Raw genomic sequence first — 15,242 nt, 5'->3', positions numbered from 1 at the left:
AATACGGTATAGAGTATAGGGACCGTTTATTGCGAATCGATACGGAAGCCTTAAAGATATTGGAACGCTATCCTTGGCCGGGAAATATAAGGGAACTTGAAAATGTGGTACAACGAGCGGTCATTATGGCGGATGGACCGATTGGCGTCAAAAACTTACCGGACTTTTTAAAATATGATATAGACTTCCCCGAGGAGGAGTTCATGCCCTTAAGGGACATGGAAAGAAAATATATCAAACGGGTGCTGCTCCATGCCAAAGGAAACAAGACCAGAGCTGCGGAGATTTTACAGATCAGTCGAAAAACACTTCGGGAGAAGCTTGATTGATTTGGTCAACTTCTTACCAACCGGGTAGAAATCACCCGATACTCATTTTTTGTTCTTTTTTATTCAATTTTGTTAGTTATTGATAATGAGACGTGTATATTGAATTCACTTCTTTTTGTCCATTAGGGCATGCCATTTGCCATGTAGTGTACCAAATAGTTTTAAGTCGGATTGGGCAGAGGTAAATACCTCCCTAACCACTGTAATATGAAAACACTAATGATGGTCAGAAACTCTTTGAAATATGGTAACCTCGTTTTGGAAAGGGATGACTTCTTGATGATTAAAAAGTACTTGCGAGGAGGACTGGGTGTGGAAGATTATACCCATGACAATGTATTGGCCTTGTTGAGGGAAAATTTACAGAAAGCCACTATTATGAATGAAACGAATATGCCATCCGAAATTGTACGACTGTATTCCATTGTTTCGATTGTCAGCTCATCGGGTATCGAAGCGTGTTTTCAATTGGTGCCACCGGATGAAGTTGATTTGGAGAGGGACAAGGTCTCCGTACTCAGCAGTTTGGGCTGCACCGTGATGGGATTATCAAAAGGGGATACCATTAGGTTTGGGGTGCCAAGCGATGTTGTTTCCTTGCGTTTGACCAAGGTCCAGCAAGTTGATGCCAGGAACGGACTGGCGATTTCCGAGAAGGAATTACGTGATATTTTGAAATGGGATTCGATGGAAGAAACACTTAATGAACCGGAGGTGTAATTGCCATTGATCATTGTAAAGATCAATGTTGGAAGTAGTTGTTCTCTAGTTGGAAACAGATGATGTACCTAAAAAAAAGAAGATATGAGCGCAAAATTGACATTAAAACAACGCATACTGGTAGGGTTTGTACTGGCGTTGGCCTTTTTCTTGGTGCTGGGATCCAATTTGGTGGACCGTAGGCATTTTTCGACGATACAAAAAACGATTGAATCCATCCATGACGATCGTGTGGTCGTTCAGGACTATATCTATCAGTTGAGAAATTTTCTCCACGATACGGAAGTGGAGGTGCTGGAAACGGGAAACATTGCAAAAAGCAATGAACGGGATAAACAAATTATTGCCATCCTTGACGATTTTGCCGCGACCGAACTGACCCGTGAAGAAGCAACTTTTTTAAAGCGCTTGCGTCAACAATTTTATGGTCCCGCAGGCCTATCGAGCATATACGGGGAGGATAACGAATCAAAAATTTTGGGGCATATCCACAGCACCAAAAAAACCTTGGATGCCCTTGAGGAAATTCAAATTGAAGAAAGTGGACACCTCACCCAGATCTCAGAAAAATCATTGAGCGTCAATAAGATGTTGTCCAATCTGGAAATCGCCTTTATGATTGTCATAGGGGTGTCTATTTTGATGTTGGTTTTTCAGCCCATCAAAACACTGTATCCCATTCGTTGATCAATAATTAAAAGTAAATATGAAAAACAGTCCCATGAATGAATTTGTACGGAGCTTATGCTCCACCTGTACGCACCGATCGTATTGCGCTTTGAGCCGTAATAGATCAAATATCAACTTATGTAACGAATATCGCCAACATATGGATGATGGTAAAGAACCTACCATAGTGGTTTCGGATGAAATGTATTAATGATTAAAAAAAGGTACACAGTACCCTTAAATATTTGAATATGACAACAACGTTAACATCGAAAAAGAAGCAACCAAAACAAGGGATGTTGGACAACGTGATGCGCCAATTCAACAATGCCGCGGATATTATTGAATTGAACACCAACATTAGAAAGATCCTTGAAGTGACCAACAGTGAATTCGTGGTGCATTTTCCAGTGCGTATGGACAATGGGGAGGTAAAGATCTTTACCGGCTACCGTGTTCAGCACAACAATGCATTGGGTCCCTATAAGGGTGGATTGCGTTATCATCCTACAGTGGATATTGACGCTGCCAGGGCATTGGCCATGTGGATGACCTGGAAGACTTCCTTGGCCGGTTTGCCCTATGGTGGGGCCAAGGGCGGGATACAATTGGATCCCACCAAATATTCCCAGGATGAACTGCAGCGAATCACGAGAAGGTTTACCTATGCTTTGGGGGACAATATTGGACCGGAACTCGATATTCCTGCCCCGGACGTAAATACCAACTCTCAGACCATGGCTTGGATCTTGGACACCTATATGTCCACCAAATCTCCCAATGAACGCTCGAAAAACCTGCATGTGGTCACGGGAAAACCCATTGGTGCCGGCGGTTCCGAAGGAAGGGATCGGGCGACGGGCTATGGTGTTTTCTTGACCATAAAATTTTGGGCGCAACATAAAAAGATTGATTTAAAGGATAAAAAATTCATTGTACAGGGATTTGGAAATGTGGGTTATTGGGCGGCTCATTTTCTGAAAAAAGAAGGAGCTATACTGACAGCCGTACAGGACGCTTATGGAAGTATCCACAACGATGAGGGCATTTCTCCGGAGGATCTCTTGGATTATGCAAAGGCAAATAAGGGCAGTATCTCTGGCTTTGCAGGGGCAAGTCCCATAGAGAATTCCGAGTTCTTTGGTTTGGACTGTGACATTTGTATTCCAGCGGCCTTGGGTAACCAGATCACAGTGAACAATGCTCATCATATTAAGGCCAGCCTGATTGCCGAAGGTGCCAATGGCCCAACAGATGTTCAGGCAGAGGAGATCTTACTAAAGCGTGGAATTGATATCATACCGGATATCCTATGCAATTCTGGTGGTGTGATAGGTAGTTATTTTGAATGGCTGCAAAACCGCAATGGTGAAATATGGCATTTGGACGAAGTATTGGAGAAACTGGAAAGAAAAATGCGGGAGTCGTTCAATAAGGTTATACAGAAAACAGAAACAAAGCATCTGGACATGCGTACGGCTGCCTTTGTCATTGCCATAGAGCGACTAGAGGATACCTATGTCCAAAGGGGGATTTTTCCATAATGGACTTATAAAAAAAACAAGGGTAGGGCTGGAGTACATCGGCAAAATCCCATAACGCTTTAAAATTGATACTATGAAATACAGTAGTTTGTTGATTGAAAAAAAGGAATATGTCCTTCTCAAAAGGTTAATGAACCTTTCTGGGTACCATCAGGACAATACGTGGAGAACATCTGTAAGGAAGCTGGCTGGTGAATTGGAGGCTGCCAAGATCTTGGACGAGGATGATATGCCCAAGGATGTCATACGGTTCAACTCAAATGTCACCATTGTCTCCGAAAATGGATGGCATAAGAAATTCAAGTTGGTCCTGCCCAGTAAAAGCGATGTCAAGAACAATCGTATATCCATTTTGACCCCTATGGGGGCCGCGGTGATGGGTTATGCCAAAGGGGATTCCTTGGTATGGGAGTTTCCATCGGGAAACCAGAAATTGACCATTGAGCATATCGAACAGGAAAATGAGTCCATCAACATAAATATGGTATTATGAAATCAGTGAACAGACCCTACTTTCATGAATCCATAAGCCGGATTATCAGTAAAAAGGACAAATTGGAAATAACCAATTGGACCGAGACCATGGAAGGGATAAATGAAGAACTGCAGTACTTGATCCAATTGGAAAAACGGTTTTTAGGGAATCCCTCCATGCATCAGAGGCTTTTGGTGATCCAAAGGGAGAATCAACTTCGATTGGGGACATTGTACCGCTACGAACGTACCATGTTGAATGCCATCGAATGCGATACCATGGAATGTGATGCCTATTATCTCAATACCCATGAGAAAAATCGAGATGGTTATATGGGGCATTTAAAAAGCTATGCACAAATGAAATTATTGCTGTTCTCCAAGATCTTGGAACGGTTTAACAGAAGACCAAAATAAAAGGACTGATAAGCGGATAGCAAGAATTTGAATGTCCGGGGGATAGGCCTTCGGAAGAATATCCGCGGCATTCGTCCATTAGATAAACAATCAAAATATTTATGAAGCATTTTTTTTCCAATTTTAAAGGAGATTTATTTGGTGGTATCACGGCGGGCATTGTGGCCCTGCCCTTGGCTCTGGCCTTTGGGGTCAGCTCGGGCATGGGCCCCAGTGCAGGTCTGTACGGTGCCATATTCATTAGTTTTTTTGCCGCCTTGTTTGGTGGTACCAATACCCAGATATCTGGTCCTACGGCACCTATGACCGCCGTGAGTATGGTGTTGGTCGCCAGTATCGTAGCCATGAACGATGGTGATCTTGAGAAAGCATTGCCGGCCATTTTGTTGGTATTTCTATTGGCTGGACTACTACAGATCATATTGGGCCTTGCAGGGCTTGGAAAATACATTCGCTATATCCCATATCCCGTGGTTTCAGGTTTTATGACGGCCATCGGAGTGATTATCCTTGTCACCCAAATGTTACCTTCCATTGGCTATTATCCAAAGGAAGATGCCGCATTTGTAGATCAATTTAGACCTCGTGCGGAAGAGGTTATCCTCAAGAATATTCTAAATGAGGAATCGAACGAAGGCATACTGGTCCTTGAAGATTTTCAAGAAACGCTGGATAGGGCTGGGGAGGTCTCTGAGGAAAATATCCTGAAAGAGGCCCAAACCTTGGCCAATAAAGATGCTTCCGGGGTCATCGGTACGATCAAGGTATTGCCAAGGGCTTTACAGCAAATAGATTGGTTGGAACTTGCCCTGGCTTTGGCCACTATTTTGATTATCTATGGCTTTAAAAGAATTACGACTGCCATTCCCAGTGCATTGGTGGCCTTGTTGGTCGTTTCAGGGGTGGCCTATGGATTTGGATTGGATTACAGGCCTATCCAACAAATCCCCAGCGGTTTTCCCGTTCCCCATTTGGACATCTTTAGTGAATTTAAATTGACTTCGGTGACTCCCTATATTTTCACAGCCTTGACCCTGGCTCTTTTAGGAGCCATAGATTCACTATTGACTTCCGTGGTCGCGGACAACATGACCAAAACACAGCATAAGCCCAATAAGGAATTGATGGGGCAAGGTATAGGTAACAGTATAGCTGCCATTTTTGGAGGTATCCCCGGTGCAGGTGCGACTATCCGTACCGTGGTCAATATCAATGCCGGTGGTAAGACCAGATTGTCGGGTATGATTGCCGGGATTCTCTTGCTGATCGTATTGTTGGCACTGGGCCCGGTGGCATCCAAGATCCCTGCAGCTGTACTTGCGGGTATTCTGGTGACCGTAGGTATAGGGGTGATTGATTATAAAGGACTTAGGGCAATGCCATATTTGCCGAGGGATATCAAGTTCGGACCTTTGAAAATTAGTTCTGAAGTAGTGATCATGTTGGTGGTCATGGTATTGTCATCCATTTGGAACTTGGTATATGCCGTGGGCATCGGCCTGATTATCGCTTCCTTAATGTTTATGAAAAAAATGGGAGACTTAACGGCAAAAAGATCGGATGTCAAAACTCTGTTGGAAGAAAAGGGTTGGGCGGACGAAGTCAATTTTCCAGAGGACCTCAAAAAAGAGGTCTTTATTAAGCATTTGAAAGGCCCTTTGTTTTTTGGCTTTACAAGCGAATTTCAACAGTTGGCGAAGCAAATACCAAAAACAGCTTCCACAGTGGTGATCAGAATGGATCGCATGCAGTATTTGGATCAATCCGGACTATATACCCTTGAAGACGTATTGATCGACCTTAAAAATGCTGGTATCACCGTACTTTTTGTACATGTCTTGGAACAGCCCAAGTTTATGATGGAGCGGGTGAAATTGATTCCATCTTTGATTCCCGAGGACCAAATATTCGATGATTTTGCAGCATGTACTGCCTACATTAAGAAAAATGCATAGAATAGGGTATGGTTGATAGTTGTCCTTCATGGATTTAAAAATCAAGGCAGGGCGATTCAACCGAATATTTTTATGATAAAAAAACAACGGTCCCGGTTGCCAGCGAATATGCTATTGTAGCTATTATGCCTATCAATAGTATGGCTGATGAAATTAGGAGTAACCGTTGTTTTTTTGCTATGGTTTTTCCCAAGAAATAAAGATCGACCACCATTTCATTGTAAATGCTTTGCCCGCTATCCATTATTCGGTCCAGTTCATGTTTGAATTCTTCAAGGGATTGCTGTGCAAAGTTTTCCGCATAAAGCGTTCCCTTGTAACTACTGTGTCTAAATTCCTTCCCGATATAGCGATGGGGCAACATGCTCAAAATGGCAAATATCATGGACAGTAAACTGCAGATGACCAAAATTCGTGTACCGACGGATATGGTTAACTCCTCAGAGGTGGGAACAATGAACAGGGCACCCAACAAAAGGGAGGAGATGATGGAGTTGACCGTAAGCATGATCCTGGCCTTGTTATCGATCATTTTCAATAGATTGTAATGGTTCCTTGAAAGTGTTCTGAAAAGGGTCTGTACCCCACGGGAATCATATTTTTTTAGTTTTTCCAATTTTTGTTCCTTCCGTTCCTGGTCACTGGATATTTTGTTCGATTTATTCATATTGTCCAATTTGAGGTGTTTACATATGGCACAATTGATGGACTTCGGACAATACCTTCCTGGTTTTTCCGGATGAAAGGTTCAACTCCTTTAAAACCTCAGGCTGCTGTTCGATTTCCATGGTCAGGATAATACCCTTGTCAAGAAGTTGGCGCTTTTCATGCTTGGACAAGGTGGTCAGTGCGGTAATGGGGTAGAGTCCAAATCGGTCCACATGCCTTGGAATCCCATTGTTTTTTGGGTGGTCCCAACTTAACATCGTTAACCCGATGCAATTCCCATAGCTGATGGCATCTGTGGTGAAACGTGTATTGGTAACCAGCCAGCCTTGCTTTAAATGGGTGCTTTTGCTTTGATTGGAATTCCAGTTTTTTTGTACGTCCAAGAACCTTGAATTGATATATAGGGGAACCTTTACATTGCTGGAGCGCTTGCTGTCGGAATGGAATTTACATTCAATAGCGTAGACATTGCCTTGTTTTTCTGCCAATACATCTATTTCATGTTCCACGCATGCACCTTGCAGGACAACGCCTACCGTTGTTTTGTATCCCTTGTGCGTTAAAAGTGCACCGACCATACGCTCAAATGGATAACCGGTTGGCCCAAGTTCAAAAATGGCCCGTTTCAGGCTGTATTTGGATGCCTGGACGCGATTTGATTTTTTTAGGAAGGAAAATACCCTTCTATGGATCTCATCGGTCGAAATCCCATCGTAGATCCAAGGTTCAATATGGGCCACCACAGCGGCTATTTCTTCTGGTTCTGCACCACATTTCTGGAGGGAATGTTCCAATTAACCAATGGAAAAGTCTTCCAGTTCCCCGGAATATTTTTTTACTTTAAATGTTTCTTGCTCCATATTCTTTTCTTTAAAATCGCAGTACCTCGGTCATGATGCCAAAGCGTATGACATCAAGACGGTGCTGGAAATACATGTTGTAATAATCCGTGCCATGGTAGTATTCCACAAAAAAGCCAATGTCCTCCAAAAATTTGGGGTGGTAGTATAGGGTCAATCGTGTATGTAATCTTTTAATGGTAAAAGCGTCCCAGTCATTGAAGTTGTCCATGAACCACGTAGCTTGCAATTTTAGGGAGAAGTCCGCCTTTATAGAACCGCGTGGTCCCATTTTTATCGGTAGTTTATAGGCATAAAAGGCATTGTGCCAGCGCAATCCGCTATATTGTCCCTGTAGCTCTTCAAGCATCCAACCCTTTGGATGGATTTCCAAGGATGTTTTGAGGAATTTTGTCGCGTTCATGACCTTATCATAGGACGTATTGATCAGCCCCAGTTCAAAATAATTGGTGGCGAAGTTCCCGGATTCCAAGTTAATTTGTCCATCAGTATGGTAGAAGCTCCCATTTTGGCCATTGGAGTGATGGGCCAGCTTCCCAAATAAAGTCATTCGAGTACTGGTAGCAACTTCCGACATCAAATAGTATGCGGCAATTTGTGGGATATAGCTCGGGGTCTTTACCGGGTAGGAAACCTCATTGTACATTCGAATAATGATCTGAGGGGTCAACACCCCCATCAATTTGGAGTCCTTACGTTCCCGTATAATAAAGTTGGGGCTGACATTGGCCTCGAACATCAAAGGTTCCAGATTGCCAATGTCCATGGGACATGTGATGTAACTTTCCCGTTGGTTGACCAAGGCGATTTTACTCAAATCCATATCGGGCCAAACCCTGTCCTGTCCATGTATGATCAAAAAGAAGCAACAAAACAATACCGATATTGAATAAGAAAGACGCATCTATTTATAGATCATGTTCACTACAATGGTGCTGTCCTTGTCCAGCATAAAACTGGCTTTCCTGAAGTTGGGGCGATTGGAAAGGCCAATCGTTTTGAAATTGGAAAAACCAATACCCTCCTTGGGCAATAACAAGCCCATTTTAATCTCACCATCCTTATTTTCATCATGGAGCACACTGATGGCATAGGTGCCTGCTGTAAGGTTTGAAAAGGTTGTTGAGGATCTTCCCCCGGATATGTCGGAGGTCCTTATTTGATGGTATTTTTTGAACTTTTGATCGGGAAGGGACCCTTCTTGATCATACAATGCATATTGGACCAGGCCCTTTGAATTTCGCAAACCTTCCACTTTCACGGTCAGGGAAGGGTTGGCTAGGTTAGTTGTTCGACCAGAGTAAATGGATATGAACAGCACAAATGATGTAAAACTGATGATAAGTATGTTTTTCATAATTGGGGTTTTGTTGAAACATAGGTGCCCAAGGCAAAGAAAAGGGTCAGGGTGATTCTAAAGAACAGCGCCATAATGGTTCTGTCCTCATAGAGACCGCCGTCCATAATATGGATGTAGAGGCCAAAAAATGCACCTACTAGGACAAACAATGCCAGTGCCATAGGAACAATCGACCATTTTTTAGAGCCAAACAATCCAATGATTGTTAGCGTATAGAGCCAGCCACATAAGAAGTTGCTCCAAATGACCAATGGGACATAATGACCTTGTTGTTCCCGAGATTGAAATGCCGGCCCATGTATCCAGTGCGGTCGCAGCTTATCCCGAACTCTCTTGTTTTGGAGAACCTATAGGGGTTCCTTCTGGCGGGGTATGGCCCATTACCGACATCTATTGTGCTGGCAAGGAATCAACCTTTGAGTTTTTGGAAAACGTACTCTTGGAGGTGATGGAGGTTTTTCCATCGCCATATATCCATGTTGGGGGTGATGAGGCCACCCGGACGAATTGGGAAAAATGTGAGGATTGTCAGCACCGTATCAAAAAAGAAGGTCTTAAGGGAACTGCAGCGCTGCAATCCTATTTCATTCAGCGGATGGAACGTTTTTTAAGTGACCATGGTCGGACCTTGATCGGCTGGGATGAGATTTTGGAAGGCGGCCTCCCGTCGGGTGCAACGGTAATGAGCTGGAGGGGTATCCAAGGAGGATGGGAAGCCTCAGAACGCGGCCATGATGTAATCATGACCCCGGGAACGGTTTACTTGAACCAATATCAAGGGGATCCTGACCATGAGCCTCTCGCTTTTGGCGGCTATGTTCCATTGAACCAGGTCTATGCGTTTGATCCTGTGGTTGACTCAATGTCGGTAAACCAAAAGCAACATATTTTGGGAAGCCAGGCCAATCTTTGGTCTGAATATATCACTGATGGGAAAGAGTCCGAGTATATGTTGTTTCCTAGACTAGTGGCTCTTTCAGAGGCCTTATGGTCGCCAAGGGAACAAAAGGACTGGAAGCGTTTTTCCAATATTGTCCCAAGGCTTTTCGAACGTTTGGACGCTATGGGGGTCAACTATGCGAAAAGTGCCTACGCCGTGACGGCCCAGAGTGAACTGGAACAGGACAGGAAGATCCGGGTGTCCCTTCATAATGAACTTTATGGCAGTGAAATTCGATATGTCCTTGATGACGGAGCTTTGAGCACCGAATCCCCACAATATACCAATCCCATTCCCCTAGAGGAGACAGCAACGGTCCGTGCTGGGGTCTTTAAGCTGGGTAAGATGGTTGGTGATACCTTGGTGAAAGAGTTTCGATTTCACAAAGCGGTCGGAAAAACAGTCGAATACAGTCCCATATACAATGACCGTTATCAGGGTAATGGGCAAGGTACATTGACCAATGTACTGCGAGGAAGCAAGAATTTTCATGATGGACAATGGTTGGCGTGGCTAGAGAAGAATCCTACGGTTACAATTGACTTGGAAAACTTAAGTGAAATTTCCTCGGTGACCGTCGGCAGCATGGAAAATCAGGGGTCTGGAATTTATTTTCCCACAAAGGTGGAGGTGCTATTGTCAAAGGATGGCAGAGACTTTAAAAAAGTGGCAGAGTGGCGAAGGGAACATCGGCCAAACGGGAATGTAGCGCTGGCCAACTTCCTGGTTTCGTTCACTCCCCAACAGGCCCGATGGATAAAAGTCGAGGTAACAAACCTTTCACACCCACCAACAGGTGGTAGCTGTTTTGTCTTTTTGGATGAATTGATCGTGGAATGATTCCGAGGCTTTGGGAGTCATTGTTGGATGGAAACAATTGATTTTTAGGAGGGCGGAAAAAAAAGTTGTAGATAAAACAACTAAACATTTGAATAATTGTAAAAAAAACAATTACTTTGTTATGTAATACATAATACATTTTATGAAAGGAATGATAGCGGCAACTTATGCGCCAATGCACAAGAACGGGTTGCTCAATACGGATATTATCGGGGACTATGGAAATTTTTTGGTTGACAATAAGGTTGCAGGGGCTTTTGTAAACGGTTCCACTGGTGATTTTACATCCCTTTGCACAGAAGAAAGAAAGGAATTGATCGAAGCCTGGTCGAAGTATAGACCTGAAGGATTTTATTTGATCAACCATGTAGGGCATACAAACGTTCGGGAAGCCTGTGAGCTTGCCGGGCACGGGGCCAATATGGTGGATGCAACCGCTGCGCTGCCTCCATTTTATTTTCGTCCCAAAACCTTGGATGACCTTGTATTCTACTGTAAGGAAATCGCTCAGGCAGCCCCTGATATTCCCTTTTATTATTACCACATTCCGGTGCTGACCAAAGTTAATTTATCCATGTTGGGGTTCATTGAGAAAGCTCAGGAACAGATACCAAACTTTGCTGGAATAAAGTATACGGAAGATAACCTGTCCGATTTCAAAAAGTGTGCTCAGAAAGACGGGGACACCTTGGACATGTTTTTTGGCATCGATGAAAAATATATTGACAGTTTATCGGTGGATGCCAAAGGATGGGTGGGTAGTACCTATAACCATTTGGCGCCACTTTATCAGGGGATTTCACGACATGTGGCCCAGGGGGATTTGGATGCAGCCAGACACCTTCAAGGTAAGGCCATACGCTTTGTGCAGGTGTTGGAGGCCTTGGGGGGCTATCATGGGGGCGGTAAAGGTTTTATGCGACATCTCGGATTGGATATGGGCCCGAGCCGCTTTCCGCATCGAACTTTTAATGAGAACTTATTGAACCAAGCCTTGCAATCGTTTGAAAAGGAAGGTCTTTCCGTATACCTCTCAAACCCATGTCGCAGGGATTCAGGGAGATAATCATTAAAATTTTTAATTATTATGTAATACATAATACAAATAAATATATATATATTTGCCCATAAGACTTAATTAATCAAACTATTAAATCTATGAAACTCTCAAAGTATGCTGAAAAAAATGCAGCGCCTGGTCCGGTTCGGATCTTGGGTATGAGTAGGACATCTATCTTATTCGTGCTCTTCGTGCTGTTGAATGTATTTACGGTAACGGTGTATGCACAGGCAACCCAGATTACCGGGACCATTACCGATGAAGAAGGTGTGCCTCTCCCAGGAGCGACCGTTTTGGTCAAGGGCACTACCAATGGTGCACAATCCGATTTCGATGGAAATTATTCCATTGAGGCCAATACAGGTGATACCTTAGTGTTTAGCTATATCGGATTTACAGCCCAGGAGGTGGTGGTCTCCAATCAGACGACCATTGATGTGATGCTGGTCCAAAGCACGGCCATGCTCGATGAGGTCGTTGTTACCGGTTATGGAAGCCAGTCAAGGTCAACACTTACTTCATCCGTCGCAAAATTGGATACCAAGGTGTTGGAAAGTGCCACTAGGTCGAACCCGGCCACGGCACTGCAGGGTACCGTTGCCGGACTTAGGGTGACCAATACCTCTGGTCAGCCAGGTGCTACGCCACAAGTGATTTTGCGTGGAGGTACCAATTTTAGTGGTAACGACGCACCTCTAATCTTGGTTGATGGGGTTCCCAGCTCTTTTTATGCCTTGAACTCGGATGATATTGAATCCATGGAGGTGTTGAAGGATGCGGCTGCAACAGCTATTTATGGCGCACGTTCGGCCAATGGTGTTATTTTGATCACCACTAAAAAGGGAAAGGCTGGAAGGTCTTCCATCAACTATAAGTATCGGTACAGTATCAATAATGAACGAAACGACCAGCAATATCTTGGGGCTGCCGATCATATCAATTATAATAGACAGTCCATTGCCTGGTTCAGGGAGGCTACGAACAGTCCTGGTGCTTTCGGTGCCTTCTTGGATGGTAACCAAAGTGCTGGTACGGGGAACAATACAACGAATGATCCGTTCACCACACAATTGTTGACCGCGGATAACCAGTATTTGCTAGATCAGCCAGGTTGGACCTCCATTCCTGATATTTTAAACCCGAGCCAACAGATTTTGTTTTATGATAACAAAGATGTAGGTGACCGTATTTATCAAAACAGTGTATCCAAGGATCATTACCTTTCCTTTGATGGGGGTAATGAAAAAGGGACCTATTACTTGGGTCTTGGACTTTTGGATAATGAAGGGCTTATCCTTGGTTCAGGATTTAAAAGATATTCCGGTAAATTTAGCGGTTCATACAAGGTTGCGGACAATGTTAAGGTAAATTCCAATATCCTCTATTCGCACTCCAATTTAAATCTTAGCCCCTTGGGGAGTGAGGATACCGTATTTAGGAGATTTCAAGGCCAGGCACCGACTGCAAGGACCTATGACAGTAATCCCGATGGAACGTGGTCCGATCAGTACGCTGTAGGGCAAAACCAAGGATTTGGTAATCCACTTTATTATCAGGACAAATTTGTCAGAAAAAATTTGGAACAACGCCTACAGTTTTCGGCAGGAATCGATTGGGACATCATGGATGAACTGACTTTCTCCCTTAAGGGAAGTCATTTTGCCATCAATAATCACAATGAAAGTTTTAACAGGGCCTATAGGACGGGCAGTACCACGGGACCTTTGCGTACCGCAAGGGAGGCAGGCGTCAGCTTGGACAGGACCCTAAGGAACCAATTGACGGGAACACTGAATTATACAAAAAGATTTGGCGATCATAATGTAAATGCCTTGATTGGTGCGGAATACTTTAAGGATAATTTTTTTGAGACCAGTGCGGCTACCAGAAACTCCCCGACGGATTTGATAGAGACCCTCAATGCAGGGGCCGAGGCCGATGGGATACCTTACAGTTTCGAAACGGAATATGTTATAACCTCGACCTTTGGAAGGTTGTTGTATGATTACGACAATAGATATTTGGTCGGTTTTACCTTTAGAAATGACGGATCCTCAAGATTGGGAAACAATAAGTACGGTTTCTTCCCGGGAGTTTCCCTTGGTTGGAACGCACACAATGAAAGCTTCTTCCAGGATTCAGGATTGGGTGAAACCATAACCAAGTTCAAACCAAGATTGAGTTACGGTGTTAATGGTAACCAAGATGTATTGAGCAATTACGGGGTATATGGATCTTATGGTTCCCAAGGGATTTACAACGGTCAGACCGGATATGCCAATACAAGTTTGGCAACCCTTGATCTAAAATGGGAAAAGGCCACGACATTCAACGTTGGTCTGGATGTCTCCCTATTTGATAACAGGCTATCCTTGATCGCCGATGTTTATTCCAGGGACATCAAGGATAAATTGGCTAGTTTGACATTGCCCTATTACACTGGGTTTAGTGGTATCTTGACCAATAATGGTACCTACAGGAACAAAGGTGTTGAAATTCAAGTCAATGGGGATATCATCAGAAAGGAGGATTTCACATGGAGTATGGGCGCCACCTTTACGAGGAACAGAAACTATGTTATTTCGCTGCCTGAAAACGATAATGACCTGAACAGACAGGGCGGAAGCTTGATTTGGAATCCAGAAACCGGTCAGGAAGAGTGGGTCGGTGGCTTACAGGAAGGACAGCGTTACGGAGGCGACCTGGTCGTAGCCTTTGAGCAAGAGAAAATCTATGCCAATCAGGCAGAAGCGGATGCGGACAATGCCATTACGGATGAATATGCACCTGCGGCAAGTAGGAACCAAAGATGGGCCGGTGATGTCAAATGGGTCGATCAAAACGGAGACGGGGTTATCAATAATCTCGATAGAAAAGTAATCGGCCGTACAACGCCTGACTTTGTAGGGGGATTGAATACCAGTCTTACTTACAAAAACTTCAGCTTGTTCGTCCAAACCGATTTCGCCACGGGGCATTTGGTGTGGAACCACATTAGAAACAAAGGGTATGCGCAAACACAGGGTAATTTGGCTCAACCGATCGAGGTCGGTGACTCATGGACACCTGACAACACGGATACCGATTGGCCGCGTTTTGTGTTTGTGAACGGAACCAAGAACGTTTGGAGGGGTAACGAAAGTGTTGCCAGTCTGCAAACGGAGGGGAACGAACAATTCTGGGAGAAGGGCGATTACCTTGCCTTAAGGGAAGTGACGCTTCGTTATAGTTTCCCATCGGAATATTTTAATGATGTAATCAAAAGATTGAGTATCAATGTTACTGGGTCAAACTTGCATTATTTTAAGAGCATGAGCGGGGATACGCCCGAAGTTGGAGGTGTACAGTACGGAGAATTTCCGGTTCCCAAGACGATTACCATCGGACTTAACGTAACATTTTAAA

At 44.0% G+C, this 15,242-nt stretch carries 15 protein-coding genes; 10 read left to right on the top strand and 5 right to left on the bottom strand.

The window, feature by feature from the left end; all coding sequences use genetic code 11:
• The 7 genes from K1F36_RS12445 to K1F36_RS12415 all read left to right on the top strand — a co-directional run.
• On the top strand, positions 1-329 hold a 329-nt coding region (locus K1F36_RS12445; protein WP_313790071.1), incomplete at its 5' end, for an AAA-type ATPase lid domain-containing protein.
• 207 nt (positions 330-536) lie between these two features.
• On the top strand, positions 537-1,049 hold the full coding sequence (locus K1F36_RS12440; protein ID WP_220114118.1) for a GreA/GreB family elongation factor: 513 nt from the start codon (positions 537-539) through the stop codon (positions 1,047-1,049).
• An 84-nt stretch (positions 1,050-1,133) separates the two neighbouring features.
• Positions 1,134-1,736, top strand: a complete 603-nt coding sequence (locus tag K1F36_RS12435) for an MCP four helix bundle domain-containing protein (protein ID WP_220114117.1) — start codon at positions 1,134-1,136, stop codon at positions 1,734-1,736.
• Between the two features lie 233 nt (positions 1,737-1,969).
• Positions 1,970-3,262 (top strand): Glu/Leu/Phe/Val family dehydrogenase, encoded by a 1,293-nt coding sequence (locus K1F36_RS12430; protein WP_220114116.1) that lies wholly within the window; start codon positions 1,970-1,972, stop codon positions 3,260-3,262.
• Positions 3,263-3,335: 73 nt separating this feature from the next.
• Positions 3,336-3,755, top strand: a complete 420-nt coding sequence (locus K1F36_RS12425; protein ID WP_220114115.1) for a GreA/GreB family elongation factor — start codon at positions 3,336-3,338, stop codon at positions 3,753-3,755.
• On the top strand, positions 3,752-4,153 hold the full coding sequence (locus K1F36_RS12420) for a hypothetical protein (RefSeq protein ID WP_220114114.1): 402 nt from the start codon (positions 3,752-3,754) through the stop codon (positions 4,151-4,153). The genes K1F36_RS12425 and K1F36_RS12420 overlap by 4 nt, the downstream gene beginning before the upstream one ends.
• Before the next feature lie 101 nt (positions 4,154-4,254).
• Positions 4,255-6,108 carry a SulP family inorganic anion transporter gene (locus K1F36_RS12415; protein WP_220114113.1) on the top strand — a complete coding sequence of 618 codons (1,854 nt, stop codon included), beginning with the start codon at positions 4,255-4,257 and terminating at the stop codon, positions 6,106-6,108.
• A 70-nt stretch (positions 6,109-6,178) separates the two neighbouring features.
• Here the strand turns inward: K1F36_RS12415 and K1F36_RS12410 are convergent, their stop codons facing one another.
• The 5 genes from K1F36_RS12410 to K1F36_RS12390 all read right to left on the bottom strand — a co-directional run bounded on the left by K1F36_RS12410 (position 6,179) and on the right by K1F36_RS12390 (position 9,158).
• Entirely contained in the window at positions 6,179-6,775 is a 597-nt protein-coding gene (locus K1F36_RS12410; RefSeq protein ID WP_220114112.1) for a Pycsar system effector family protein, read from the bottom strand.
• 19 nt (positions 6,776-6,794) lie between these two features.
• On the bottom strand, positions 6,795-7,571 hold the full coding sequence (locus K1F36_RS12405; protein ID WP_258539054.1) for a restriction endonuclease: 777 nt from the start codon (positions 7,569-7,571) through the stop codon (positions 6,795-6,797).
• Positions 7,572-7,647: 76 nt separating this feature from the next.
• Positions 7,648-8,541 (bottom strand): hypothetical protein, encoded by an 894-nt coding sequence (locus K1F36_RS12400; RefSeq protein WP_220114111.1) that lies wholly within the window; start codon positions 8,539-8,541, stop codon positions 7,648-7,650.
• Positions 8,542-8,994, bottom strand: a complete 453-nt coding sequence (locus K1F36_RS12395; RefSeq protein WP_220114110.1) for a DUF2141 domain-containing protein — start codon at positions 8,992-8,994, stop codon at positions 8,542-8,544. It lies immediately after the preceding gene.
• Positions 8,991-9,158, bottom strand: coding sequence for a hypothetical protein (locus K1F36_RS12390; protein WP_220114109.1), 168 nt, complete (start codon positions 9,156-9,158; stop codon positions 8,991-8,993). Before K1F36_RS12390 ends, K1F36_RS12395 begins: the two co-directional genes overlap by 4 nt.
• A gap of 89 nt (positions 9,159-9,247) precedes the next feature.
• Here K1F36_RS12390 and K1F36_RS12385 point away from each other — a divergent pair, with 89 nt between their 5' ends.
• The 3 genes from K1F36_RS12385 to K1F36_RS12375 all read left to right on the top strand — a co-directional run bounded on the left by K1F36_RS12385 (position 9,248) and on the right by K1F36_RS12375 (position 15,241).
• Positions 9,248-10,777 carry a glycoside hydrolase family 20 protein gene (locus K1F36_RS12385; protein ID WP_220114108.1) on the top strand — a complete coding sequence of 510 codons (1,530 nt, stop codon included), beginning with the start codon at positions 9,248-9,250 and terminating at the stop codon, positions 10,775-10,777.
• 142 nt (positions 10,778-10,919) lie between these two features.
• Entirely contained in the window at positions 10,920-11,843 is a 924-nt protein-coding gene (locus K1F36_RS12380) for a dihydrodipicolinate synthase family protein (RefSeq protein WP_220114107.1), read from the top strand.
• 92 nt (positions 11,844-11,935) lie between these two features.
• Complete coding sequence (locus K1F36_RS12375) at positions 11,936-15,241, top strand: SusC/RagA family TonB-linked outer membrane protein (protein ID WP_220114106.1); 3,306 nt, start codon at positions 11,936-11,938, stop codon at positions 15,239-15,241.
• Position 15,242: the final 1 nt, after the last annotated feature.

The organism is Flagellimonas abyssi (assembly GCF_019457905.1).
Classification (GTDB): domain Bacteria; phylum Bacteroidota; class Bacteroidia; order Flavobacteriales; family Flavobacteriaceae; genus Flagellimonas; species Flagellimonas abyssi.
Note: the sequence above shows the minus strand (reverse complement) of the source record. Positions and strands in the feature narration are given on the sequence as shown.